This window comes from Anaerohalosphaeraceae bacterium (assembly GCA_037479115.1).
Classification (GTDB): domain Bacteria; phylum Planctomycetota; class Phycisphaerae; order Sedimentisphaerales; family Anaerohalosphaeraceae; genus JAHDQI01.
In genome coordinates, this window is the sequence record JBBFLK010000011.1 from 81,479 (window position 1) to 104,767 (window position 23,289).

A 23,289-nucleotide genomic window follows, 5' to 3' on the forward strand; every position below is an offset into this window, starting at 1 on the left:
GAAAATAAAAATAATATATAAGGAAGTTTTTTGGATGGAGGAAAGGTGTTCAACAATCTGATTAACCGCTATGATTTTATAAGATTGATTTGGGGTATTCGTTACGGCTACCTGCCTTTGATTCTTTCCCGACTGACCAAAGGGCATTTGGAGCGAATTCAGGATGCCTGGAAACCCCGGAAAATTAAGCCGTCCGCGTGGTGGATGATACCGGCTGTTCAGAAACGGTGGAATCAGCTTCTATCGGGGGACGAAAATATCAGTTTTCGCGACTATTTTTGTTCAGTTTATTTGTCCGGTCGCCGAAACTTGCGGGGTTTGACACTCGGATGCGGAGAGGGCCAAAAGGTGCTGCATTGGGCACGAACGGGTCTTTTCGCTCAAATCGAGGCGTACGAGCTTTCCACTGAACGTCTCGAAAAAGCACGACTCATGGCCCGACAGGCGGGTCTTCAAAACTGCATTCATTACAAAATCGACGACGTGAACCGGCTGGAGTTGCCCGAAGGCCAGTATGACGTAATTTTTATTGAACATGCACTTCATCATTTTAGTCCTCTCGAACCGCTCTTGAAAAAGATTCACGGCTGGCTGGCTGCGGACGGCTATTTCGTTTTTGATGAATATGTCGGACCTTCCCGCTTTCAGTGGACGGACAGACAGCTTCACTTGGCTAATGCGGTTCGTGCACTTATTCCGGAAAGATTTCGAAGCCATGTGATTGACGATAGAACGGATAAAAGAATTATTCGTCCAAGTCGATTAAGTATGATCCTAAAAGACCCTTCGGAAGCAGTCCAGTCGGCGGAGATTCTCCCGCTGGCTGCCCGCATTTTTCAGGAAATTGAGGTTCGCGGTTATCGCGGTGCTGTTTTGCATTTGGTTTTGGAGGGAATCGCCCATAATTTTGTTACGGAAGATCCGGATGCATTGTCTTGCTTGCATTTTTTATTTCAAATAGAAGATTTTTTGACTCAGACAGGTCAGGTTCAGAATGATTTTGCGGTCGGGATTTATCGGAAGAAGGACAATGGGGAAAGGAGAAAAGTATGAGGAAAGGATGGGTTTGAGGCTGTTTTGTATGCTGTCTTGCGGAAACATATGGCTTGGTTCTTGAAAATCCGGAACAATATATTTTGCAGACCTATGCTCAATATTCTCGTCCGGACGTCGGACAGGCAAAGTACGCAGAGTTTGATTCGTCTGGAAATCTGTATATTACCCACGATGGCAGGTCGCTGGTCAGGATTGGGCCGAATGGACAGGCCGAGGTCATCGCAAGGTACAGAAATTTGCAGGGGATTTTTTACGCAGGTGAAGAATATGATTCGTCGCTTTTTTTAATGATGCGGATTTGGGACGGCTTTATAAACGACGTCTGGATGGGACCACAACGGCTTTTTCATCTTTTTCCGGCAAACCGATCGGCATTACCTTAGACAAGTCCGGTCTTTATGGAAACAGTTTTTTTGTGCCGGTTCGGTACAGCAATGGAGATTTGTATCGGATAACATCCAGCGGACAGAAGAGTTTATTTCTTCAGTTGGGTGCCGGTTGGTCCGGTCATGATATTGAGTCTGATTCTTCCGGTCTTTATGGGGGACGTTTATATATGTCTGTGACGGACCCTCAGGAAAACTCTTCAGTTTTTGTGGTCAACCCGGATGGTACGGCATCGGTTTTCTGCTCGATGACTTGGATTTTGGACTTGGAGTTCGATACAACTTCCGCGGGAGCGTTTGGCGGGTTTCTGTACGGCTGCCGCTCAAGCTGGGCGATCGGAAGGATTTCTCCGGAAGGGCGGTGGACTCGCTTTGCTTTTTCAGGCAGTGCAGATGAAGCCATTAAGTGTTTGACTTTCGGGCCGGATAATTCCATGTATGTCATAGAGGAACTTGCCGCCAATCAAATTGTTGTTTTGAAAGTCAGCGCTGTTCCTGAACCGACAACATTTTTTCTGACGGTTTTGGGGGGGCTGGTTTTAAGAAAGCGGGCAGCCGGCTTCTTCGGAGATGAGCGGATTATTGAATGAGCCGCAGGCCTTTTCGTCGGGCACAGGCGAGGGCGGTTTCGTATTCGGATTTTGTCGGGCGGCGGTTCAGCGGCGGATGCTCATCAGCCCGAAAGCAGGGGTGATATTGGTCCATCACGTTGACGGCTGTGTGGGGGGAAATCCGTTCGGCCAGAAAGTCGAAAATCTGTTCGCTGCCGGCCAGATTGCCGGGCAGGACCAGGTGGCGAATGAGCAGTCCCCGCACAGCCAGACCGTTTTCGATGACCAAATCGCCGACCTGCCGGTGCATTCGGCGGACAGCCGCCTGATTGACCTGGGGATAATCCGGAGCATCAGAATAGTGTGCGGCCGCCGATGAATCTGCATATTTCATATCGGGCATATAGATATCAATCAGGCCGTCCAGCATCTCCAGCGTTTCCGGCAGGTCGTATCCGCCGGTGTTGTACACAATCGGAAGATGCAGTCCCTCGTCTTTGGCCTTCAGGAGGGCGGGCACTATCGCCGCAATCTGATGGGTTGGCGTGACCAGATTGATATTGACGCACCCTCGTGCCTGCAGCCGCAGGAAAATCTCCGCCAGGGCCTCGACGGGGAATTCCTCGCCCTGATGCAGCTGACTGATGTCATAATTTTGACAATAGACACAGCGCAGATTGCAGCCGGTGAAAAAGACCGTGCCGGAGCCGCCGTGTCCGACGAGCACACTTTCTTCGCCGAAATGCGGACCGAAACTGCTGATGACCGGCCGGGCCCCGGTCCCGCAATAGCCTTTCTGACCGGCCAATCGGTTGACGCCGCAGCGGCGAGGACAAAGCGTGCAGCGGCTCAGATTTTCCTGAAGAACCTTTGCTTTTTCGGCCAACCGGTTTTTCATCGGTTTTTGTTTCCCCTATCGACCTTTCCGGCGTATGCTGACAGTCAGCGTAATCGCATGTAGAAAAAAGGTCAATCCATCGTCATGATTTATGTGTATTTGAGCTTGCTGCTTTTGGTGAATGCCTTCTGGCTGGTGCTGGGCTTTTTTTATCTGCCGGGCAATTGGCTGATGGTGCTCACGACGGCGGGGTTTGCCTGGTGGCAGGCGGACCGCGGGATTTTTTCCATCTGGACGCTGGCGGCGGCGGCGATGCTGGCCCTGCTGGGAGAGGTCGCCGAGCTTTTGGCCGGGTTTGCAGGTGCCGGAAGGGCGGGGGCGAGCTGGAAGGCCTCGTTGGCGGCTGTCGGCGGGGCCCTGACCGGGGCGGTTTTGGGCACGTTTTTGATTCCGATTCCTTTTGCAGGTACTTTGCTGGGCGGCTGCATCGGAGCGGGTCTGGCCGCCTGGGCGTTCGAGCGTCGTTCCGGAAAGCCCCGGCAGGTTTCCATTCGGTCCGGCATCGGAGCCGGTCTGGGGACGGCGGCCGGGGCACTCCTGAAAGTCTTGATGGGCGTCCTGATTTGGTTTTTGATTGCGGCGGCGGCCTTTTGGCCGTAACGAGAGCTGGACGGCCGGCTACATGGTTTTGTATTTCGGCCCGCCGGTCGGTTCAGGACACCTCCAGCGGATATTATCAAACGGGCATTTCCTCTGACAGGTTTTGCAGTGCAGACAATTCGAAGGATTGGCCGGTTTCACGACGCCCTGAATGGATTCATACACGCCCGCCGGACAGAAGGTGATGCAGGGGGCTTCATAAGTCGGCTGACATTTTTCTTTGCATACGGCGGCATCGCGTATCGTCAGGTGGCAGGGCTGTTCCTCCCGATGAGCCGTGCCGGCCACGGCGGTGAAGGTGTCTTTGTCAAACCGCACAGGGGGTTTGAGCCGATAACGCCGCCGGCGCATGGCTTTCCAGTCGGGTTCAACGGAAAACGCAGGCAGCCAATCGCCCAAAACGGAGAGGGGCAGCCCCTGCAGAGGCCCGAACTTGGCAACGGTCTGGCGGAAGTTTTTGGCGGAGGCCATTTCTTTTAAGACGCCGTTTTCCTCCAGCAGCCGCGTATAGCATCGGGCGACGGCCGTTGGGGTGTCCAGATTAGCCCCGACGGCTTCCGCGGCGGCCAGACCTGAATAGACGGCGTTGTGAATGCCCTTGATTTTGAGCATATTCACAAATCCGGCGCTGTCGCCCAGAAGGCAGACATTGCTTTTGCCGATGGAGCCGGTCTGGGGGCAGCGCGGCAGGGCGTAAAAGCCGCCTTCGGGTATCATCTTGGCGCCGCCTTCAACGACCTTGCCGCCTTCGATAAACCGCCGCACCCAGCGGTGCTCTTTAAAGAGCGTCAGTGCGTCCTGCGGATTGAAGTCGTAATACGGATAGTCCAGCCCGACAATCATCCCGACGGCAATCTGCTCGGCCCCCATCGGGTACATAATCCCGCCGCCGAACATTCCCGGGCCGAGCAGCGGCGTCCAGAGCGGATAGCCCATCGCATGGACGACACGCCCGGTGCCGAAGGCCTCGTACTGCTGCGGCGAGACCTTAATCAATTCCTTGACGCCCAGTGAAAACAGCTGGGGGCATTGCCGCCGCAGGCCGGCCTTTTGGATGAATTGCTCGGCGATTTGCCCGTCGCATCCTTCGGCAATCAGGATAACCCGGGCCGGAATGATTTCCCCGGGCAGGAAGTTGGGCTGCGGATGTCCTTCTTTGTCGAGTCCCTGGTCCACCAGCCGAACGCCCTCGGCCAGATGGGTTTGCTCGTTCCAGAGGATTTCGCCGGCGGCAAAGCCGTGCAGGACCTCTGCGCCTGCTTTTTGCGCCAGTTCGCACAGCCAGGCGGTCAGCAGGCTCAGCGAGCAAATCCAGTCTCCGCGATGGCTGAGCTGGCCGAATCCAAGACCCAGAGCTTTGGCCAGATGGACGGCGGGCAGGATTTTGATTGCGGTGCATTTTCCGGCCAAAAAGAGCAGGTCATCCTGCTGAACCTGTCCGATGAGCACTTTTTTGGCCTGTTCGGAGGTTTGCCAGTTCGGGTCAATCGGGTTCAGCAGCCGCTCGAGGGCCGCGGATTCAACCACGGCGCCGGACAGATTGTGATGACCCGGCCCGGAGGCCTTGTCAATCACAACCACATCCAGTTGGGGATGGTTCTTTTTCAGATGAATGGCCGCCGACAGGCCTGCCGGTCCGGCCCCGATAATCAAAACCGAAACAGGATTTGCCTGCGGTGTGCTCATCCCATTGTCCTCAATTCTTCCGCCAGTTGGGGGATCACTTGTTCGGCGCTGCCGATAAGGTAATAATCACACTGTTTGAAAATCGGTGCGTGCGGGTCTGTATTAATCGCCACAATCGTTTCGGTATTGGCGATGCCGATCATATGCTGAATGGCGCCGGAGATGCCGACGGCGATATACAGTTTGGGACCGACGGCTGTACCGGTCTGGCCGACCTGATAAATCCGCTCTGCAAAGCCCTGTTCGACCGCCGTGCGGGAGGCGCCTTTTTCCACAGAGACGGCAAACCGCTCCCGAATCGCCGTACAGAGCAGGTTCAGGAGCCGGTCATAATTATCTCGATTCTGCATTCCCTTGCCGCCGCTGACGATGCAGTCGCTGTCGAAATGGACCTTTCCGGTGCCTTTTTCCGTCCGCAAAATCTCCAGCGAGCGGTCTTCATCCGTCAGCTGAACCAAATGGGAGACGATGGTTCCCCGCCGCGACGGATTGTCGTCCAGTCGTTTCATCACACCCGGCCGGGCGGTAGCCATCTGGCAGGGGGAATCCTTTGTGCAGATGGTTGCCATTACGTTGCCCCCGAGGGCCGGACGCGTCTGGAACAGGATGGCGATTTGTTTTTTGCGGCTGCTGTCGCGGATGTCCAGACCGGTGCAGTCGGCCGTAAGCCCGCAGCCGGTTCGGTAGGAAACCATTGGGGCCAGCACCCGCCCCTGCGGGGTGGCGGCAAACAGGACAATCTGCGGACGATATTTTTCCCAGACGTCGGCGACGGCCTTTCGCCAGACAAAGGGGTCAAAGGGCTCCAGCAGAGGATGTTCGAGCAGATAGACCTTGTCCGCGCCGGCGGCAATCAGCGAATCGGCCAAAGGCCGGACGGATTTGCCGGCCAGGACAACCCCGGTCTGGACCTCCAGCGAATCCGCCAGCTCGCGGGCCTTGCCCAGCAGTTCAAAGACCGCCGGGTGGATTCCGGTTTCATCCTGCTCGGCGACTACCCAGACCTCTCCTTTGTAGGTCGGGTCTGTCAGCCGATACCCTTCAATCATATCCTCGAGGGCTTTTTTATGAAAATCCACACGAGGGTCTTTAAGAATTTGTTCGCAGACCTGGTCTGTGATTTCCTCCGGACGGGTAATCTTCATTTCCTGAAGGATTTGGGTGAGGACATGAAAATCTTCCAATTCTTTGGCGGTTCCTTCGAAGGAGCGGTCAAAGGGGCTCTTTCGTCTGACGGGCAGAAGATAAGCCGGCCGGCTTTTTTCCTGGGCCTGTTCGCCGGAGGAGGCCTGCCGCAGGGATTGAGCAATGACTTGGGCCAGTTCCTTGGCAGAGTGAACCGGCTGACATTTGCGGCTGGTTTTACCGGGCGGGAAAACCCGAATGACCCGGGTTTTTGAGCCCTCCACGCCAATGGCCTTGGCCTGAATGGTTCGGGCATCCCATTGAATCAGAGGGAGTTTGGAGGCCTGGCGGGTTCGTTGGAAGGAGGCGAACAGGGGATATTCGTATTTGGCGACTGTCAAAACCGCCGGCATCCGCCGCAGCTGAACGGTTTGGCTGCCGCCGGAGATGATTCGTGTAAAAGTGAACCGCCCCTGCTGAAAGTGAGCATCGGTAATATAGGAAACACAGGGAATATTCATTTCTTCGGCAATCTGGGGAGGAACCTGGGCTGTGTCGCCGTCCACAGACTGCATACCCGCCACGATGTAGTAATCCTGCGGGTCCTGAAGCATTTCTTTGGCAATTTTTCGGATGGCCCAGGCCAGCGGGTTGGCTGTGGCCCACGTGTCAGCTCCGCCAAGCGCCTTGTCAGTCAGAAGGATGGCGGTATTTGCACAGCGGGCCAGGCAATACCGGAGAACCTCTGCGGCCATTGGGGGACCCATTGTCAGGGCGATAATCCGGGCTTTTTGGTCACCGGCCAGAAAAGCCATTCGGCGGGCAAAGGCCAGGGCCTGGGCATCGAGTTCATTAATCACACTCGGCAGGCGGGTTCGGATGAGATTGCCGGTGTTGGGGTCAAAGGCATTGTCTGTAATCTGAGAGACGTCTGGTACTTGCTTGACTAAAACGATATAGTCGCTCATGTTTCCCTGCAATAGCCGTTTTCAAGCCCTTTTCAAAAGCTGCCATATATTAGCAATAGATTTTCACCGGTCAACTCAAAATGATGAAGTTTCCAATTCATTCTGTGTCAGAAATGCCCTTGCTTTGATTCTTTTTGGACTCCATAATCCTTAGAATGGCGATTCAGGTTGAACATCCGGCTTTGCGGCAGTTTTTGGAACCTTTTCAGAAGGGTTCTCGCTCAGAGCAGAGAAAGATTCTGGATAATATAGAAAAACTTCTCCTTCTTTTAGACCCGCGGAAAGAATATCCGTTCGATTTCATTGTCTTTCGGCTCAGCGGGCGGCGTGTTCACGGACCCCTTGAGGACCTTCTGATTCCCGGACGACGGATTCTGGATGACCTGCGGGTGTTTTCAATGCAGCTGAGCCGCCGGATGGAGCTGTCCGCTGCTGAGCAAAGGGAGCCGCTTTATACCGTTTCTCAGTTGGCCCAGCGGTTTTCCGTGTCCGGCAAAACGATTCGGCGCTGGCAGAAACAGGGGCTTTTGGGCAAACACTACCTTTTTCCGGACGGACGGAGGCGGCTGGCATTTCCGGAGTCTGCAGTCAATCAGTTTGTTTCGCTGCATCCGGAGCATCTGGAGAAGGCCAAAAAGTTTTCCCGTCTGACGGAGGAGGAAAAAAAGGCGGTGATTGAACTGGCTTCCCAGCTGCAGAAGGCAAAGCCGAGCCGTGCGAAAGAGCCGATTTTGCAGGAGGTGGCCCGGCGTCTGGGAAGGGCACGCGAAACCGTGCGGTCTATTTTGGCCGAACATGACCGGCGGTTTCCGGAAAAAGCCGTATTTGACCGACCGTTCGGCCGACTGAGCCCCAAAGACCGCGCCGCCCTTTACAAACTTGCCAGGCAGAAGACGCCCGTCCGACAGCTGATGGAGCGGTTTGGATTAAGCTGCAGCTCCGTCCATCGAATCATCAATCAGCAGCGGGCCAAAGAACTGCTCGGGCTGAAACTGGAGTATGTGGACAGCCCGGAGTTTCATGCTCCGGATGCGTACCGCACGATCGTTGAATCGACGGATGAGCTTTTCCGGGAGCTGTCGGAGGCCCCTCCGTCGGTCCTGAGCCGAGCGGAAGAGACGGCGCTGTTTCGTCGGTACAATTATTTGAAGTATCTGGCCTTCACGGAGCGGTCGCAGATTCAGCCGGCTCATCCGTCCAGCCGGCAGCTGCGCCGCATTGAGGAGTATCTGGCCTCGGCCGAACAGACCCAGCATTTCCTTCTGCAGGTGAATATGCCGCTGGTGATTCGGGTGGCGGGCAGACACAGTCAGTTTGGTGCTCCCATAGGAGATTTGGTAGGAGAGGGGAATCTGTCGCTGATGGCGGCCCTGGAAAAATTTGATTACACCAAGGGTTATCGTTTCAGTACGTATGCGGCTCTGGCAATCGCCAAGGATTTTGCCCGCCGCATCCCCGCGGAGACCGCCCGTCCGGACCGGGCCGGAGGGTCGGATTTGTCCCGCGTGGCTCAGCCGTCGGGAGGTTCGGCTGCGCCGGGCTTCGGGGCCGTCGAACAGGCCCAGCGCAGTCTGCGGGATATTATTGAACGGGAACTGGACGAGCGGGAACGTTTTGTTGTGCTGAACCGGTTCCCCCTTAGTGAGGGGGTCATCCCGCCCAAACCCAAGACACTCAAGGAAATCGGGGATGCCCTGGGTTTGAGCAAAGAACGGGTTCGCCAGATTGAACTGCAGGCGCTCCAGAAGCTCCGTCGGACGCTCAGTCCGGAACAGTTTGACTTGCTGACCGGCTGATGCATACAATACCCCCCAGAAATTGTCCGGATAGAGAAAGGCCGACAAAATGGAAAATAAAACACTCGGATTCATCGGCGGCGGGAATATGGCTCAGGCCCTTCTGAAAGGGCTTTTGCAGCAGGGGATATATCAGCCGAAGCAGATTTGGGTCTCGGATGTCCTTCCGGAACGGCTGGACTTTCTGCGGCAGACCTACGGGGTTCACACGTCTGCGGACAATCGGGCGGCGGCCGAACAGGCCGACGTTCTGATTCTGGCCGTCAAACCCCAGCAGATGGCTGCTGTTCTGGAGGAAATCGCCGGCAGCATTCGCCGCGGAGCGCTTGTGATTTCAATTGCCGCCGGGGTTCGAACGGCTAAAATCCGCTCGTTTGTGCCTCAGAATCCGGTTATCCGGGTGATGCCCAATACACCGGCTATGGTTTCTGCGGGAGCCGCCGCCCTGTATAATGCGGGGGCTTTGCCGGAGCAGATGCAGGAGGCCCTGCGGATATTTGAATCAGTCGGCAAAACGGTTATCGCCGAACGGGAGGAGCTGCTCGATGCCGTCACGGCCGTCAGCGGGTCGGGGCCGGCGTACTTTTTCCTGCTGATGGAGGAGATGCTCAAGGCCGCTGCGGAGCTGGGGCTGGATGAGGCGACTGCCCGAGCCCTTGTACTGCAAACGGCCAAAGGGGCGGCGCTTCTGGCGGAGGAGGCTGCCGGCCGGGGGGAAACACCGGAACTCCTGCGAAAAAAGGTGACTTCGCCGGGCGGGACCACGGAGGCGGCCCTGAAGGTTTTCGCTGACCATTCCTTCGGTGTGATGGTGCGGCAAGCCCTGTTCGCGGCGGCCCGGCGTTCCAGAGAATTGTCGGCTTAAAAGGGAGATTATTTATTCGACAATAATCGCTTCGACGGGGCACTCGTCGGCGGCCTGCTGAACCGCCTCTTCATACATCGGCGGGACTGTCTCGACCAGGACTTCCGCCATATCCTGCCCCATTGTGAAGACTTCCGGACAGGTATTTACACACAAACCGCATGCTGTGCAATTGTCTTCAATTCGAACTTTCATACCAAAACACCTCCAGTTTTTCCGGGTTTTTCAACCTCCCTGTCCGTCGGTTTCCGAACGGGGATATTGTAGCCCGGAAATGTGCTCCGGGAAACCTGTTTTTTGTGGAAATTTTGCTGTCGGGTTTTTATAGTAGAGGGGCCCTTGAAGCAAGAAGGGGCTCATCCAAATATGGTTTTTTGTGGTCGGGTCCCATGCAAGCACCGCGCGTGAACCGGGTCAGGCGGGGAACCGAGCAGCCCTAAGCGGCAGCGGGGCTGTGTATGGCAAACCCGGCCACCTTTTTTATTGAATATTGATTATTGATTATTGTTTATTAAAAAATGGGGGGCGCTGGGGCGTGAATGGATGCGGGAGAATTAAAGAGACGGACCAAGCAGTTTGCCCATCGTTGTGTACAAATGGCCTCTTCGCTTCCAGAAACTTCTCTTTGCCGACATGTCCAAAATCAACTTATCCGCTCCAGTACATCTGTTGCGGCCAATTATAGGGCGGTTTGTGCAGCACCTTCCAAAGCGGCCTTTTCCTCAAAACTCAGTATTGTCATCGAAGAAACGGACGAAACAGCTTTTTGGATAGAATTTCTCATTGAAGAAAGTATAATACCTCTGAAGAAATGCGAGGCGCTCTTAAAAGAAGCAGGCGAATTAACCGCCATTTTCATCGCCTCCAGGAAAACCAGTCAGTCGAAGAAACAATAATCCATAATCATTAATCAATTGTATGGCTTATACGGTTTTGGCAAGACGGTACCGCTCGCAGACCTTTGACGACGTAGTCGGGCAGGAAGCCGTTGCGCAAACCCTTAAAAACGCCATCTTGTCCGGGCGGGTGGCTCATGCGTATCTGTTTACCGGTACGCGGGGGGTGGGCAAAACCACGATGGCCCGCATCCTGGCCAAATCGCTGAATTGCCTGAATTCCAAGGAACCAACGGTTCATCCGTGTCTGGAGTGCGACAGCTGCCGGTCAATCCATACCGGCGACGATATCGATGTGATTGAGATTGACGGGGCCTCCAACAACAAGGTCGAGCATGTTCGGGAGCTGATAGCCAATGCCATTTACCGGCCGGCCCGGGCGCGCTTCAAAATCTACATCATCGATGAAGTGCACATGCTCACGTCCAACGCCTTTAACGCGCTGCTGAAGATTCTGGAGGAGCCGCCGGACTATGTAAAATTCATTTTTGCCACGACCGAGCCCAATAAGGTTCTGCCGACGATTCAGTCCCGCTGCCAGCGGTTTGATTTTGCAGCGATGAACGCGCAGACCATCACAGCGCAGCTCCGCAAAATCCTTCAGCAGGAACAGGTTGAATACGAAGAAGATTTGCTGGTTCATCTGGCCCGGCTGGCCAACGGGTCGATGCGGGATGCGCTCAGTCTGCTCGATCAGCTGCTCAGTGTCGGCCGGCGGCCGCTGACGTCGGCGATGCTGATGGAGTGCATGGGTCGGCCGGACCGCCGGCACCTGCTGAACCTGGCGGAGCAGATTGCCTCCCACAGCGCGCCGGGCGTACTGGCGGAGACGGCCCGGCTGATGGAGATGGGCCAAATGCCGGTGACGATTTGTGATGCTCTGATGGAGCTCTTTCGCGACCTGATGGTGCTCAAGGCCGCCGGAGCGGACAGCGGCATTCTGATTCTCACCGAAGCGGAAAAAAAGACGCTGGTCCAGCTGGGGGATTTGTTTGACCTTCCGGGGCTGATTTACGCTGTGACGGCGCTGGAGCGGCTTCGCTGGATGATTCGCAACAGCGAATCGGCCCGTTATCTGCTGGAGGCGGCGCTTTTGCGGCTGGCCCTCAGCGAGCATTTCATCGGCCTGGACCAGCTGGCACAGGGCCAGCCGGCCGCGGTCTCCGACATAAAAAAAAACGCTCCGCTCCCTGACATAGCGGCCGGAAGCCCTCCGCCTGCGGCTTCCCAACCTCGTTCGGTCCCTGCGGCCCTGACGGAGGCAGCTTTCAAAAGCCGATGGAAGGAGTTTTTGGCGGCCTTGGCACAACGGAACGGGATGCTGGCTAATTATCTGACGCAGGCGGTAATCGGCGGTTTTGCCGATTTGGTTCTGACACTTCGTTTTTCGTCGAGTTTTCTTTTTGCCGCCGAATTCTGCCGAAAACGGCAGGAGGACATTCAGAGGGCTTTGCAGGACTTTTTCGGCAGCCGACTGACGGTCCGTTTTGAGCTGTCCGGCGAGACGAATGCCCGGCCTGCACCGAAGGCCGCCGCGACGGCCCCGGCAAGCCGGCAGCAGCGTATCGAGGTGCTGGATGACCCCAAAGTTCAAATGATTCTGAAGGAGCTGAACGCCACCCCTGTGGAAATCGTGGAGCTGCCCGCTTCCGAGGAGGAATCAAAGCAGGAATCCGAAGACGAACCCCTCGAAGAAAGCGGAGCCGAACCGACGGAGTCTGAAGAATGAATCCGGCTTATACCAAAAGTCTGAATGATTTGATTGAGCAGTTCGGCAAACTGCCCGGCATTGGTCCGAAGACGGCCGAACGGCTGGCCTTTCACATTTTGAAAGCTGACAAGACCGAGGCCATGGCGCTGGCGGAGGCGATTCGAAACGTCAAGGAAAGCATTCGGCAGTGCCGCATCTGCTGTAATCTTTCCGAAGAAGACGTCTGCGGCATCTGCAGCGACCCGCGGCGTGACAAAAGCACGATTTGCGTCGTTGAGCAGCCCAAAGACATCATCATGCTCGAAAAGACCGGGCTTTGCAAATGGGTTTATCACGTTCTCAACGGCCATATTGCCCCCCTGGAAGGTATTGAGCCGGCGGACTTAACCATCGATGCGCTGGTCAAACGCGTCCGGCAGGGGGGCATCAAAGAGGTTGTGATGGCGACCAATCCCAACCTCGAAGGAGACGGCACGGCCCTGTATATCCGCTCGCTTTTGACGCCGCTGTCCGTCAAAGTGACCCGCCTGGCCAGAGGTCTGCCGAGCGGCTCAACAATCGAGTTCTCCAGCGGCACCATTTTGGCGGATGCAATTCTCGGCCGCAGCGAGCTTTAGGGCAATCGTGCGAAAAATTTTTGCCTTTCTGGTACAGGATTTGTACAATAGGACTCGTTCGGCTTTTGGAATCCCTGATTTGGACAACGGAAAGAGCCTATGAATATGCGAATGAACCTGAGCGGCCAGATGCGGATGGAGCAGCGGATGAAGCTGGCTCCCCGCATGATTCAGTCGATGGAAGTGCTTCAGCTTCCTTTGCTGGCCCTTCAGGAAAAAATCGAGGCCGAACTGAACAGCAACCCGGTTCTCGAACGGGTTGAAGAAACCACCGAACAAGCCGCCCCGGCGCAGGAGCTGTCCGAGGAGCCCCTCCCGGAAAAAGAAATGGTTGTTTCGGAAGACCCGGACCGGCTGGAGGATTTTCAGCGTCTGGAAAGTCTGGACGAGGAGTTTGAAGAGTACATTTCCAACGGGGATTTTTTCCGCCGCAGCGCGTACGACCCGTCGGAGCCCGACCGAAAACTGGAGGCCATCCAAAATACTCCGGCGGCGGGCCAGTCCCTTCAGGAATATCTGAAAGACCAGTGGCGGCTGGTGGATGCCGCGGAAGAGGTCAAAGCCGCCGGCGAGCAGATTATCGACAATCTGGATGAAAAAGGGTATCTGACGGTTCCGCTGGAGCAGCTGTATCAGAAAGACAAGTCTCCTTTTACGCTCGAGCATCTTCAGCAGGCCCTCGGTTTGGTTCAGCAGCTGGAGCCGACGGGCGTGGGGGCCCGGGATGTCCGCGAGTGTCTTTTGATTCAGCTGCGGCAGTGTCCGGAGGACCGGAGTTTTGAAATCCGTCTTCTGGAAAATCACTGGCAGGAACTGCTGGAGAACCGGCTGCCGCAGATTGCCAAAAAGATGAACTGCTCCCTGGAGGAGGTCAACAAGGCCATCGAGCGGATGAGCAAGATGGACCTGTCGCCGGGATTGCAGATCGGACGCAATGACAATCACCCCATCACCGCCGACATTCTGGTGGAGCCGGATGAGTCCGGCGGATTCCGGGCGGTACTGGTTGAAACCGACCTGCCGAATCTGCGGGTCAACCGTTTCTACCAGCAGATGGCCCGAAACCGGCGCATCGATGAGCAAACCCGGCAGTTTCTCCAGAAAAACATCCGTTCGGCCCAGTGGTTTATGGATGCAATTGCCCAGCGCCGCCAGACGCTGCAGAAGGTGGCGCAGGCCGTTGTGGATTATCAGCGGGATTTCTTTGAAAAGGGTCCGCTGTATTTAAAACCGCTGCCGATGTCTGTAATCGCTGAGAAGGTCGGCGTTCACGTCGCAACGGTCTCGCGTGCCGTGGCGGGCAAATATGTTCAGTGTCCGCAGGGCATTCTGCCGCTTCGCAGTTTCTTCAGCGGCGGGCTGGAGGATGAAAACGGACAGGAGCGCAGCTGGGACGCTCTGAAGGCCAAGCTGCAGGAGCTGGTGGACAGCGAGGACAAATCCAACCCCCTCAGCGACGACCAGCTGCGTCAGAAACTGGCCGAGGCGGGGATGGGCAATATCGCCCGCCGCACCGTCGCCAAATACCGAAAAATCCTGAATATCCCCACCGCCCGCTTCCGAAAAAAATATTAACACAATTTGTTTGAAAAACCGGTTCCATTGGAGGATGCCGAAAGGAAGGGGCTTTGTTTCGCAATGATGCGGAATGGCATAAACGCGTTTTCTTGAGTGTTCATCGAATGCACTGATAAATAATGGCGGGGGGCAGGTTTCTCCAGACGGCCGGAGAAATCGTTACGCGGCTGAAGAGCGATTTGATTTTTTTCCGGAAGGCAATGCCGCTGGGCAGCACCAGCCCCGTCAGATAGGCAAATGTTGCGAACACCCCGCCGGGGCGCAGGGCCTCGAGGGTGGCCTTCAGGAGCCGGTCCTGCAGCTCTTCGGAAAAACTGCTCCAGGGCAGTCCGGAGACAATGCTGTCGGCGTGGGCAAACTGGAACTGCCGAAGAAGCCGGGGGGTTTCCTCCACGCTATTCTCCAGAATCACCAAATTTGGGAAACGCTCCCGAAGGACCTGAACGAGAGTCGGATTGCTTTCAATTGCCAGAAAGGAGGCCTCCGGTTTTTTGCAGCGCAGGATTTCTTCCGTGAAAGCCCCTGTGCCGGCGCCGTATTCGACAATGATTCGGCTTTCGGCCACATTGGCCAAACGCACAATCTCTCGGGCCAGCACACGGCTGCTTGGAGCGACGGCTCCGATTCGGGTCGGGTTTCGTAAAAACTCCCTGATAAAAAGCCGACCCGTTTGCAGAGAACCCTGCGGTTTGGCTGTCTTTGTTGTGTCAGACATGGTGTAACATAATACCAGACAATGGAGGTAGAAAACAAGAAAAATCTGACAATCTTCTTGCAAAGCAGCCAACCTTCTTTTATTTTGTCCGTATTAACAGAGACGTGTCAGGGGAGCGCAAGGCATCTGCCGACGCTGAGAGGTCTGGAAAGACCAACCCTTTGAACCTGATCCGGCTAATACCGGCGTAGGGAGGCACAAGATTGAAGGATGAATGCGCTCCCGAATTCGGGAGCGTTTTTTTGTTATAGAAAAGGCCCAACAATGACGCCGCCTGTCTTTTATGAATTGAAATCAGCTGTTGTCGGAATCGCCGGACTCGGCGGACTGGGGTCTAATGTGGCCGAAGCCCTTGTCCGGATGAAAATCGGCAAGCTGATTCTGGTGGATTTTGACCGTGTGGAGGCCGGCAACCTCAACCGTCAAAAATATTTTTATGACCAAATCGGCCGATGGAAAGTCGATGCCACCATAGAAAATCTGCTTCGAATCTGGCCGGAAGCCCAGTTGGAAGGGCACAAAGTTCGACTGACGCCCGAAACGGTCCAATCGATTTTTGCTTCTGCGGATGTGATAGCCGAGTGTTTCGACCGTGCGGACCAGAAGCAGATGATTGTGGAGACGGTTTTGTCAAAAATGCCCGACAAGGTGATTGTTTCAGTCAGCGGTCTGGCCGGCTGGGGGGCCAGCAATGAAATAGTGACGCGTCCTATCAACAATCGGCTGATTCTGGTCGGCGACGGGGTCAGCGGTACGGGTCCGGGAATTCCTTTGACGGCCGCCCGGGTCGGCGTGGCGGCCTATCATCAGGCCAACGCCATTGTCGAAGCCCTGATGGACCTCAAGCATCGGCCGTTATCGCGAGGTGTGCAATGAGCTGGACATTGAAGATTAACGGAACTCCGCAGACGTTTGAACCGTCCGAGCAGCCGGCCACATTGGCGGATTTATTGAAGCAGCTTCAGATGGACAAAGCCGCCGTTGTGGCGGAGGTGGACGGGCAGGTTGTTCCCCGTGAGCATTTTGCACAGACGGTTTTGCGGGATGGTCAATCGATTGAATTGATTCGTTTTGTGGGCGGCGGATAAGCCGCTTGAATCCTCCCTATAAGGAGTCCTAATGGATTCGCTGGTGATAGCAGGCAGGTCGTTTCGTTCGAGGCTGTTTGTCGGGACAGGCAAGTTTGCCTCGGCGAGTGTGATGGCGGCGGCGATTGAGGCCTCCGGCACAGAAATGGTGACGGTGGCCCTCCGTCGTGTGGATATTCAGAATCCGTCTGATGATATGCTGTCGGCCATTGACCGGACACGGTACCAGCTGCTCCCGAATACGTCCGGGGCTCGCGATGCGGCGGAGGCCGTTCGTCTGGCACGGCTGGCGCGGGCCGCCAGCGGGATTCACTGGGTCAAACTGGAGGTGACGCCTGACCCGTATTATCTGCTGCCGGACGGCACGGAAACGCTGAAGGCCGCTGAAATCCTTGTCAAGGAAGGGTTTGTCGTGCTGCCGTATATCCACGCGGACCCGGTTTTGGCAAAACGGCTTCAGGAAGTCGGCTGTGCAACGGTGATGCCGCTGGCCAGTCCCATCGGGTCCAATCAGGGGATGCGGACGAAGGATTCGATTGCGATTATCATTGAGCAGGCGACGGTGCCTGTGGTGGTGGATGCAGGGCTGGGGGCGCCCTCGCATGCGGCCGAGGCGATGGAGATGGGAGCGGATGCCGTTTTGGTCAATACGGCGATTGCGACGGCGGCCGACCCGGTTCGGATGGCGGCGGCCTTTAAGCAGGCCGTCGAAGCCGGCCGTCTGGCCTATGAGGCGGGGCTGCCGCCCAAGAGCACAACGGCACAGGCATCAAGTCCCCTGACCGGATTTTTGCGGAATGAGTAGGCGGGCCATGGAGGAAATCCGAACCATTCTGGCTCAAAAAAATCTCGACCATGACCGGCAGGTCTGGACCGAGCAGATGCGTCGGATTCGTCCGGAGGATGTGCAGAAGGAATTGTCCAAGCCGGCCGGCAAGTATTCTTTTCCGCGTCTTTTGACGCTGCTTAGTCCCGCTGCGGAGGAGTGTCTGGAGGAAATGGCGCAGCAGGCCGCACGCCTGACGATTCAGCGGTTTGGACGCACCATTCAGCTGTATGCTCCGCTGTATGTGTCGAATGTGTGCATCAACAGCTGCCGCTACTGCGGATACAATCGCCATACGGTGTTTGAACGGACGCGCCTGTCCATTGAAGAGGCCCTGGCGGATGCGGCGGTGATTGCGGAGGAAGGTTTCCGCCATCTTCTGCTGGTCAGCGGCGAGGACCGTGCCTTTGTGACGACGGCGTATCTGGCGGAATTGGCGGCTCGGCTTCGCCGGCGATTCAGTTCTCTGAGTGTCGAAATTTATCCGATGACGCAGGAGGAATACCGGATTCTCTTTGAAGCGGGCATCGACGGCGTGACACTCTATCAGGAAACGTATGACCGGGAGGCCTATGCATATTATCACCCGGCCGGTCCGAAGCGGGATTATGACTGGCGGCTGCTGGCACCGGACCGGTTTGCATCCGCCGGCATGCGCCGGATTGGACTGGGGGTTCTGCTGGGGCTGACGGATTGGCGTCTGGAAACGCTGGCGCTGGCGGAGCATGCGGCGTATCTGATGAAACGATACTGGCGTTCGCAGGTGGCGTTTTCATTCCCGCGGCTTCGACCCGCTCTGGGGGCTCCTTCGGACTGGCCGCATCTGCTTTCGGACCGAAATCTGGTGCAGATGATGCTGGCGCTGCGGCTGTGTTTCGCCGATGCGGGGATTGTGCTGTCCACCCGGGAGCGTGCCCAGCTGCGCGATCATCTGGTTGACCTGTGCGTAACGAGTATGAGCGCCGGTTCCAAAACCAACCCCGGCGGCTATACCGGCCATGAGGATACGGCTGAGCAGTTTGTTGTGGCCGATAGCCGAACGCCCGCCCAGATTGCCCAAATGATTCGCTCCAAAGGCAAAGACCCCGTCTGGAAGGACTGGGATGCGGCTTTTGCTTTTTCATAAAAAACTTTACTTTTTGTCCTTTTTCGGCTAAAAGGATTGACCAAGGGGATGGAGTCCCCCTTTAAACGCTCTGCGAGCTGATGACTCCTGCAGGATGGCTATCTGTGGGAGTCTTTTTCTCATCCCCACTTTGTGCATCCTGCAGAACTGTTGATGCAGGAGAAAATACCATGTGGCAGAAATTATGTTATTTAGGTTTTGCCGGAGCCCTGGGGACGCTCTGTCGCTACTGGCTTTCGGGATTTGTTCATCGGATGCTTTCCACTACGTTTCCCGTCGGGACGGCTGTCGTAAATATTCTGGGATGTCTTCTGTTTGGGCTCCTGTGGGCCTTGATTGAGCTGCGTCTGAATATTCCCGTTCAGCTGAAAGGGGTGATTTTTCTGGGGTTTTTCGGGGCATTCACGACGTTTTCGACGTTTGCTTTTGAAACCGTTCAGCTGATTGATGATTCTCAGTGGTTCTGGGTTGCCGGCAATCTGGTTCTGCAGAACGGACTGGGCCTGATGGCGATGATGACAGGCCTTGCAATTGGAAAATGGATTTGAGAAAGGAGAGGACGATGCAGCTGCCTTCAGAAGCACAATTGCTGCGGATTTTTATCGGCGAGGCGGACAAGTGGGACGGCAAACCTCTTTATGAAGCGATTGTCCTGCTGGCCCGTCAGCGGGGGATGGCCGGGGCAACGGTTCTGCGGGGACTGATGGGCTTTGGGGCGCACAGCCGTCTGCATACCGCCAAAATCCTCCGGCTGTCGGAAGACCTGCCGATTGTGATTGAGATTGTTGATAAGCCGGAGCGCATCGAGGCGTTCCTTCCGGAACTGGACCGAATGATTCAGGAAGGGCTGGTCACCCTCGAAACCGTCAATATATTTGCTTATCGGTATGATGAGAAAAACTCTGGAGCCAAAGAAAAATGAAGCTGCGAAAATGGAGATTAGATTTCCTGAAACTCCTTTTTGTGCCGATTCTTTTTGTGGTGGTGTTTGTCCGGCCCGCCTGGTCGCTCGATTCCTATCGGGCTTTTTTTATTGAATTGCTCGGGTATCTGTTTTTGCTGAGCGGTTTGACCGTCCGGATTTGGTGTATTTTTTATATCGGAGGGCGAAAAACCCGAGAACTGATTGCCGAGGGGCCGTATTCAATCTGCCGCAATCCGCTGTATGTGGGGACGTTTCTGCTGTCCATCGGTGTCGGGCTGTGTTTTGAAAATCTTCTGATGCTTTTGCTGGTGCCGGCGGTGATTATTCCGGTTCATTTTCTTACCGTCATCATGGAAGAAAGGCATTTGAAGGAAAGGTTTGGTACGGCTTATCTGGAGTACCAAAAGAAGGTTCCCCGATTCTGGCCCCGTTTTTCCGCCTATCACAGCCCTGAATACGTTGAAGTAAATGTGAAGGCGGTTCGGCGGATTGCCTTGGATACAATCGGCGTCTTGCTGCTGCCGCAGGTGGAAGACTTTTTGGAGCTGCTGCACGAACACAATATTCTGCCGGTTTTGTGGCATTTTCCTTCTTAGTGATTCGGGAGTTCGAATGAAAGCGTCTTCTTCCCAAACGGCGATGCGGTTTGTTGTGCTCCTGGGGGTGGTGTCTTTGTTGTCGGATATTGTGTATGAGGCCGCCCGGAGCATCAGCGGACCGTATCTGGCAGTGCTGGGGGCCGGAGCGGCGGTGGTGGGAGGGGTGGCCGGTCTGGGGGAACTGCTCGGCTACGGCCTGCGCATTGTCTCCGGTCTTGTGAGCGACCGCACCGGACGGTATTGGCTGATGACGCTGGTCGGCTATGCGGTGAATCTGCTGGCTGTGCCGGCGCTGGCTCTGGCGGGCCGGTGGGAGATTGCCGCCGTTCTGCTGATGGCCGAACGCTTCGGCAAGGCCCTGCGCACGCCCGCACGGGATGCGATGCTCTCGCACGCCGCCGCTTCGGTCGGACGCGGCTGGGCCTTCGGCATCCACGAGGCGATGGACCAAATCGGTGCCGTTCTGGGGCCGCTGATTGTCTCGGCTGTGTTGGCCTGGAGAGGCGATTACCGATTTGGGTTTGCGGTCCTGCTGATTCCGGCTCTGCTGGCGATGGCGGCCCTGGTTCTGGCTCGGGTTCTGTATCCGTGTCCGTCGAGTCTGGAATCACAAGGTTCTTCCGGCGGAAGAGGCGGTTTGCATCGCATCTTCTGGCTGTATCTGGCAGCCGCTGCGTGTATCGCTTTTGGTTTTGTGGATTTTCCGCTGATCGCTTTTCATATCAAGACGACGCATTTGCTGGGCGATGCGTGGATTCCGTTTCTCTATGCGGTGGTGATGGGCATTGATGCCGTTGCCGCGCTGGTTTTGGGGCGATGGTATGACAAAAAGGGAATGATTATTCTGGCCGGAGCGGCGGTTCTTTCGGCGGGCTGTGCACCGCTGGTCTTTCTGACGTCTCGCGGAGGGCTTCTGGCGGGAATGGTCTTGTGGGGAATCGGGATGGGGGCCCTCGAATCGATTCTGCGGGCGGCTGTGTCCGAACTGGTTCCCAAAGAACGCCGGGCTACCGGATTTGGAATTTTCAATGCCGGCTTTGGTTTGGCCTGGTTTGCCGGCAGCGCCCTGATGGGGGTTTTGTACACGTATTCTTTGATTTGGCCGGCGGTTCTTTCCGCCGCCGCTCAGCTGCTTTCGGTTCCGCTGATTCTGTATGTTCAGCGGATGCGCATCCTTACCGAATCGGTCTCCGCAGCGCCTCCAGACCCGAATACAGTGTAACGGCCAGCACAATCAGGTAGGTAATCAGGGTAAACCAGTCCCCCCAGGTCCGCGAGACAAAGGCCCATCCAATCAGGACGGTGCCGATTCCGAAGGATTGAACAAACATTTTTATCTTGCCGGAGACAACGGCCCCGAAGGGCACTCCTCTGGCTTCGGCGATGTGCCGGAGGGTCTGGACAATCACTTCCCGCCCCAGCAGCAGCAGGGCGGTTCCCCAGCGGATGGTATGCCCCAACCATTCCGGGAGATGGAAATTGGCCAGCAGGGGCTGTCCGACGAGGGCAAAACACACGAAAGAGCCGCAGACGAGCACTTTGTCAGCCAGCGGGTCCACGACCCGTCCGAATCGGCTGGTGACATTGAATCGGCGGGCAATCGGTCCATCGACAATGTCCGTTATTCCGGCCAAGACAAACAAAGCGAATGCTGTCATCAGAATACCGGCGGGTTTGGGATGGCCGGTCCGGGGCGCATACAAAATCAGCCCCAGGAAGAGCACCGTCATCATCAGACGCGCCACCGTCAGGGCATTAGGAAGGTGACGAATGATGCCTGTCAATCTCTGCTGTTCCATATCGCTCGCTGGGAATATACCGAACTCTGCGGCAAACTGCAAATCTTTGTTTACAAACGGATGCCTGCTTCCCGGAGCACCTTAAAGACAAAATACAGAACAGAAAGCCCCGTGATAATCCACAGAGTTGGGTTGATTTGTCTGATTTTTCCCTTCAGCAGGACAATCAGCGTATGGGCGAGAAAGCCGAAGGCCAGCCCTTCGCTGATGGAATAGCAAAGGGCGATCAGAACCATAATAAAAAAGGAGGGCAGGCCGTGCTCGATGTCTGAAAAGTCGATTTCCTTTATCCGCTTCATCATAAACAGACCGACCATGATGAGGGCCGGCGCCGTGGCATAGGATGGGACAATTGCTACTAAAGGGGCCAGAAAGGCGGACAGCAGGAATAAAAACCCCGTTACCACGGCCGTCAGTCCTGTCCGGCCTCCCTGCTCAATCCCAGCGGCCGATTCGATATAGGAGGTTGTTGTAGAGGTTCCCATCAGGGCGCCGAACATCGTTGCCGCCGCATCGATGGCCAGCAGCCGGTCGAGTTTTTGAATCTTTCCGGTCTCATCGGCCAGCCCCGCCTGGGGTGCTACGGCCAGCAGCGTGCCGATGCTGTCAAACATGTCGATAAACATCAGGGTAAAAATGCTCGAAAAAAGCCCCCATTTTAACGCACCGAGAATATCCAGCTGAAAGGCGACTGCGGAAATCCGAAAATCGGCTGAGATGAACTGCCTGGGAAGAGTGATTTCTCCAAACACAGCGGCCAGAGCGGTCGAAAAGGCAATCCCAAGCAGCAGAGCCCCGGGGATGCGGCGAATTTCCAGAAAAAGCATCATCAGAAGCCCCGCCAGACCAATCAGGATGGTTTTATTCAGCGGGGCGGCCGTTACCAGCGTGACCGGATGGTCGCGAACCAGTCCCAGATTTTGAAGACCGATGAATGTAATAAACAGTCCGATTCCGACGGAAATGGCGGCAATCAGGCACGGCGGAATCGCCTCCACCAGTTTTCGGCGAAGGCCCGCCAGGGTCAGTATCAGAAAGAACAGACCCGACAGGAAGACTACGCCGAGGGCCGTCTGCCAGGAAATGTGTTCCGTCAGCACGAGCGTATAGGCAAAAAACGCATTCAGTCCCATACCGGGGGCCATTGCAATCGGGGTATCGGCCAGCAGGCCTGTGGCGATTGTGGAGACTCCGGTTACCAGACAGGTAATCAGAATCAGAGCGGAAGCATCCATTCCGGTTTTGGATAGGATATCCGGGTTGACGAAAATGATGTAGGCCATTGTCAGAAAGGTGGTTAAGCCGGCGATGATTTCCGTCCGCATCCGGTTTTTCCATCTTCCGATTGCAACAAACTCCCTGCCCATAAACCGTCTCCTTTTGTGTGTCGGACAAAACCCTCGTTCATTCCCACGCGAACCCACGTCATCTCTGAAAGCGTGTTTTTTGTCAACAGGAGTTACAACTCCCTTCACTTA

General features: G+C 55.8%; 25 protein-coding genes, 1 other RNA gene and 2 riboswitches. Of the genes, 19 read left to right on the forward strand and 7 right to left on the reverse strand.

All coding sequences use genetic code 11. From position 1 onward, the window contains the following. The first annotated feature begins 204 nt into the window (after positions 1–204). The 3 genes from WHS88_07160 to WHS88_07170 all read left to right on the forward strand — a co-directional run bounded on the left by WHS88_07160 (position 205) and on the right by WHS88_07170 (position 2,032). Complete coding sequence (locus WHS88_07160; GenBank protein MEJ5259949.1) at positions 205–1,053, forward strand: class I SAM-dependent methyltransferase; 849 nt, start codon at positions 205–207, stop codon at positions 1,051–1,053. Between the two features lie 53 nt (positions 1,054–1,106). Beyond that, on the forward strand, positions 1,107–1,439 hold the full coding sequence (locus tag WHS88_07165; protein MEJ5259950.1) for a hypothetical protein: 333 nt from the start codon (positions 1,107–1,109) through the stop codon (positions 1,437–1,439). 173 nt (positions 1,440–1,612) lie between these two features. Further along, positions 1,613–2,032 carry a PEP-CTERM sorting domain-containing protein gene (locus WHS88_07170; protein MEJ5259951.1) on the forward strand — a complete coding sequence of 140 codons (420 nt, stop codon included), beginning with the start codon at positions 1,613–1,615 and terminating at the stop codon, positions 2,030–2,032. Here WHS88_07170 and WHS88_07175 read toward each other — a convergent pair. Further along, positions 2,022–2,891 (reverse strand): radical SAM protein, encoded by an 870-nt coding sequence (locus WHS88_07175; GenBank protein ID MEJ5259952.1) that lies wholly within the window; start codon positions 2,889–2,891, stop codon positions 2,022–2,024. The genes WHS88_07170 and WHS88_07175 overlap by 11 nt on opposite strands. An 84-nt stretch (positions 2,892–2,975) precedes the next feature. On the opposite strand from WHS88_07175, the gene WHS88_07180 reads away from it, so the two are divergent. After that, positions 2,976–3,491, forward strand: a complete 516-nt coding sequence (locus tag WHS88_07180) for a DUF456 family protein (protein ID MEJ5259953.1) — start codon at positions 2,976–2,978, stop codon at positions 3,489–3,491. 18 nt (positions 3,492–3,509) lie between these two features. Here the strand turns inward: WHS88_07180 and WHS88_07185 are convergent, their stop codons facing one another. Next, positions 3,510–5,177: an electron-transfer flavoprotein:ubiquinone oxidoreductase gene (locus tag WHS88_07185; GenBank protein MEJ5259954.1), complete on the reverse strand. Its 1,668-nt coding sequence runs from the start codon at positions 5,175–5,177 to the stop codon at positions 3,510–3,512. Then, a complete protein-coding gene (locus WHS88_07190) occupies positions 5,174–7,270 on the reverse strand; it encodes an FAD-binding protein (GenBank protein MEJ5259955.1) in 2,097 nt (698 codons plus the stop codon). Before WHS88_07190 ends, WHS88_07185 begins: the two co-directional genes overlap by 4 nt. A 155-nt stretch (positions 7,271–7,425) precedes the next feature. Between WHS88_07190 and WHS88_07195 the strand changes: the two genes are divergently transcribed. Beyond that, the gene (locus WHS88_07195) at positions 7,426–9,066 is read left to right on the forward strand and encodes a sigma-70 family RNA polymerase sigma factor (GenBank protein ID MEJ5259956.1); all 1,641 of its coding nucleotides are present in this window, start codon (positions 7,426–7,428) and stop codon (positions 9,064–9,066) included. 49 nt (positions 9,067–9,115) lie between these two features. Then, complete coding sequence (proC, locus tag WHS88_07200) at positions 9,116–9,931, forward strand: pyrroline-5-carboxylate reductase (protein ID MEJ5259957.1); 816 nt, start codon at positions 9,116–9,118, stop codon at positions 9,929–9,931. Positions 9,932–9,943: 12 nt separating this feature from the next. Here proC and WHS88_07205 read toward each other — a convergent pair whose 3' ends face one another. Further along, the gene (locus tag WHS88_07205) at positions 9,944–10,126 is read right to left on the reverse strand and encodes a ferredoxin (protein ID MEJ5259958.1); all 183 of its coding nucleotides are present in this window, start codon (positions 10,124–10,126) and stop codon (positions 9,944–9,946) included. A gap of 183 nt (positions 10,127–10,309) precedes the next feature. Between WHS88_07205 and ffs the strand changes: the two genes are divergently transcribed. The 5 genes from ffs to rpoN all read left to right on the forward strand — a co-directional run bounded on the left by ffs (position 10,310) and on the right by rpoN (position 14,730). Then, an RNA gene (gene ffs / locus WHS88_07210) (signal recognition particle sRNA small type) lies at positions 10,310–10,407 on the forward strand. Between the two features lie 63 nt (positions 10,408–10,470). Further along, on the forward strand, positions 10,471–10,827 hold the full coding sequence (locus WHS88_07215) for a four helix bundle protein (protein MEJ5259959.1): 357 nt from the start codon (positions 10,471–10,473) through the stop codon (positions 10,825–10,827). A 22-nt stretch (positions 10,828–10,849) separates the two neighbouring features. Beyond that, positions 10,850–12,556: a DNA polymerase III subunit gamma/tau gene (gene dnaX / locus WHS88_07220; protein ID MEJ5259960.1), complete on the forward strand. Its 1,707-nt coding sequence runs from the start codon at positions 10,850–10,852 to the stop codon at positions 12,554–12,556. Next, entirely contained in the window at positions 12,553–13,155 is a 603-nt protein-coding gene (gene recR / locus WHS88_07225; protein MEJ5259961.1) for a recombination mediator RecR, read from the forward strand. The genes dnaX and recR overlap by 4 nt, the downstream gene beginning before the upstream one ends. Positions 13,156–13,254: 99 nt before the next feature. Then, positions 13,255–14,730 (forward strand): RNA polymerase factor sigma-54, encoded by a 1,476-nt coding sequence (rpoN, locus tag WHS88_07230; protein MEJ5259962.1) that lies wholly within the window; start codon positions 13,255–13,257, stop codon positions 14,728–14,730. 100 nt (positions 14,731–14,830) lie between these two features. Here rpoN and WHS88_07235 read toward each other — a convergent pair whose 3' ends face one another. Further along, positions 14,831–15,448: a methyltransferase domain-containing protein gene (locus tag WHS88_07235; protein ID MEJ5259963.1), complete on the reverse strand. Its 618-nt coding sequence runs from the start codon at positions 15,446–15,448 to the stop codon at positions 14,831–14,833. 99 nt (positions 15,449–15,547) lie between these two features. Continuing rightward, positions 15,548–15,659, forward strand: a riboswitch (TPP riboswitch). 53 nt (positions 15,660–15,712) lie between these two features. On the opposite strand from WHS88_07235, the gene thiF reads away from it, so the two are divergent. The 8 genes from thiF (at position 15,713) to WHS88_07275 (ending at position 21,234) form a co-directional block, all read left to right on the forward strand. After that, positions 15,713–16,324: a sulfur carrier protein ThiS adenylyltransferase ThiF gene (thiF, locus tag WHS88_07240; GenBank protein ID MEJ5259964.1), complete on the forward strand. Its 612-nt coding sequence runs from the start codon at positions 15,713–15,715 to the stop codon at positions 16,322–16,324. Next, positions 16,321–16,536 carry a sulfur carrier protein ThiS gene (gene thiS, locus WHS88_07245; GenBank protein MEJ5259965.1) on the forward strand — a complete coding sequence of 72 codons (216 nt, stop codon included), beginning with the start codon at positions 16,321–16,323 and terminating at the stop codon, positions 16,534–16,536. Before thiF ends, thiS begins: the two co-directional genes overlap by 4 nt. A gap of 31 nt (positions 16,537–16,567) precedes the next feature. Then, the gene (locus WHS88_07250) at positions 16,568–17,341 is read left to right on the forward strand and encodes a thiazole synthase (protein MEJ5259966.1); all 774 of its coding nucleotides are present in this window, start codon (positions 16,568–16,570) and stop codon (positions 17,339–17,341) included. Beyond that, positions 17,334–18,488 (forward strand): 2-iminoacetate synthase ThiH, encoded by a 1,155-nt coding sequence (gene thiH / locus WHS88_07255; GenBank protein ID MEJ5259967.1) that lies wholly within the window; start codon positions 17,334–17,336, stop codon positions 18,486–18,488. The genes WHS88_07250 and thiH overlap by 8 nt, the downstream gene beginning before the upstream one ends. Before the next feature lie 35 nt (positions 18,489–18,523). Beyond that, a riboswitch (Fluoride riboswitch) is annotated at positions 18,524–18,585 on the forward strand. A 73-nt stretch (positions 18,586–18,658) separates the two neighbouring features. Further along, complete coding sequence (gene crcB, locus WHS88_07260) at positions 18,659–19,036, forward strand: fluoride efflux transporter CrcB (protein MEJ5259968.1); 378 nt, start codon at positions 18,659–18,661, stop codon at positions 19,034–19,036. Between the two features lie 14 nt (positions 19,037–19,050). Continuing rightward, positions 19,051–19,410: a DUF190 domain-containing protein gene (locus tag WHS88_07265; GenBank protein MEJ5259969.1), complete on the forward strand. Its 360-nt coding sequence runs from the start codon at positions 19,051–19,053 to the stop codon at positions 19,408–19,410. Next, the gene (locus WHS88_07270) at positions 19,407–20,009 is read left to right on the forward strand and encodes an isoprenylcysteine carboxylmethyltransferase family protein (GenBank protein MEJ5259970.1); all 603 of its coding nucleotides are present in this window, start codon (positions 19,407–19,409) and stop codon (positions 20,007–20,009) included. Before WHS88_07265 ends, WHS88_07270 begins: the two co-directional genes overlap by 4 nt. 16 nt (positions 20,010–20,025) lie before the next feature. After that, entirely contained in the window at positions 20,026–21,234 is a 1,209-nt protein-coding gene (locus WHS88_07275) for an MFS transporter (protein MEJ5259971.1), read from the forward strand. On the opposite strand, the gene WHS88_07280 is transcribed toward WHS88_07275, so the two are convergent. Together WHS88_07280 and WHS88_07285 are read right to left on the reverse strand one after the other, a co-directional pair. Continuing rightward, positions 21,188–21,811: a CDP-alcohol phosphatidyltransferase family protein gene (locus WHS88_07280; protein ID MEJ5259972.1), complete on the reverse strand. Its 624-nt coding sequence runs from the start codon at positions 21,809–21,811 to the stop codon at positions 21,188–21,190. The genes WHS88_07275 and WHS88_07280 overlap by 47 nt on opposite strands. Before the next feature lie 50 nt (positions 21,812–21,861). Continuing rightward, positions 21,862–23,178 carry an NCS2 family permease gene (locus WHS88_07285; GenBank protein ID MEJ5259973.1) on the reverse strand — a complete coding sequence of 439 codons (1,317 nt, stop codon included), beginning with the start codon at positions 23,176–23,178 and terminating at the stop codon, positions 21,862–21,864. Positions 23,179–23,289: the final 111 nt, after the last annotated feature.

Coding starts and splice junctions, on each gene's coding strand:
- thiH (MEJ5259967.1), top strand. CDS start 17,334: ATGAGTAGGCGGGCCATGGAGGAAATCCGAACCATTCTGGCTCAAAAA.
- WHS88_07270 (MEJ5259970.1), top strand. CDS start 19,407: ATGAAGCTGCGAAAATGGAGATTAGATTTCCTGAAACTCCTTTTTGTG.
- WHS88_07180 (MEJ5259953.1), top strand. CDS start 2,976: ATGATTTATGTGTATTTGAGCTTGCTGCTTTTGGTGAATGCCTTCTGG.
- WHS88_07205 (MEJ5259958.1), bottom strand. CDS start 10,126: ATGAAAGTTCGAATTGAAGACAATTGCACAGCATGCGGTTTGTGTGTA.
- WHS88_07280 (MEJ5259972.1), bottom strand. CDS start 21,811: ATGGAACAGCAGAGATTGACAGGCATCATTCGTCACCTTCCTAATGCC.
- WHS88_07195 (MEJ5259956.1), top strand. CDS start 7,426: ATGGCGATTCAGGTTGAACATCCGGCTTTGCGGCAGTTTTTGGAACCT.
- WHS88_07275 (MEJ5259971.1), top strand. CDS start 20,026: ATGAAAGCGTCTTCTTCCCAAACGGCGATGCGGTTTGTTGTGCTCCTG.
- WHS88_07170 (MEJ5259951.1), top strand. CDS start 1,613: ATGTCTGTGACGGACCCTCAGGAAAACTCTTCAGTTTTTGTGGTCAAC.
- WHS88_07185 (MEJ5259954.1), bottom strand. CDS start 5,177: ATGAGCACACCGCAGGCAAATCCTGTTTCGGTTTTGATTATCGGGGCC.
- WHS88_07250 (MEJ5259966.1), top strand. CDS start 16,568: ATGGATTCGCTGGTGATAGCAGGCAGGTCGTTTCGTTCGAGGCTGTTT.
- thiF (MEJ5259964.1), top strand. CDS start 15,713: ATGACGCCGCCTGTCTTTTATGAATTGAAATCAGCTGTTGTCGGAATC.
- WHS88_07190 (MEJ5259955.1), bottom strand. CDS start 7,270: ATGAGCGACTATATCGTTTTAGTCAAGCAAGTACCAGACGTCTCTCAG.
- WHS88_07175 (MEJ5259952.1), bottom strand. CDS start 2,891: ATGAAAAACCGGTTGGCCGAAAAAGCAAAGGTTCTTCAGGAAAATCTG.
- thiS (MEJ5259965.1), top strand. CDS start 16,321: ATGAGCTGGACATTGAAGATTAACGGAACTCCGCAGACGTTTGAACCG.
- WHS88_07160 (MEJ5259949.1), top strand. CDS start 205: ATGATACCGGCTGTTCAGAAACGGTGGAATCAGCTTCTATCGGGGGAC.
- WHS88_07285 (MEJ5259973.1), bottom strand. CDS start 23,178: ATGGGCAGGGAGTTTGTTGCAATCGGAAGATGGAAAAACCGGATGCGG.
- rpoN (MEJ5259962.1), top strand. CDS start 13,255: ATGAATATGCGAATGAACCTGAGCGGCCAGATGCGGATGGAGCAGCGG.
- WHS88_07265 (MEJ5259969.1), top strand. CDS start 19,051: ATGCAGCTGCCTTCAGAAGCACAATTGCTGCGGATTTTTATCGGCGAG.
- WHS88_07235 (MEJ5259963.1), bottom strand. CDS start 15,448: ATGTCTGACACAACAAAGACAGCCAAACCGCAGGGTTCTCTGCAAACG.
- WHS88_07215 (MEJ5259959.1), top strand. CDS start 10,471: ATGGATGCGGGAGAATTAAAGAGACGGACCAAGCAGTTTGCCCATCGT.
- recR (MEJ5259961.1), top strand. CDS start 12,553: ATGAATCCGGCTTATACCAAAAGTCTGAATGATTTGATTGAGCAGTTC.
- dnaX (MEJ5259960.1), top strand. CDS start 10,850: ATGGCTTATACGGTTTTGGCAAGACGGTACCGCTCGCAGACCTTTGAC.
- proC (MEJ5259957.1), top strand. CDS start 9,116: ATGGAAAATAAAACACTCGGATTCATCGGCGGCGGGAATATGGCTCAG.
- crcB (MEJ5259968.1), top strand. CDS start 18,659: ATGTGGCAGAAATTATGTTATTTAGGTTTTGCCGGAGCCCTGGGGACG.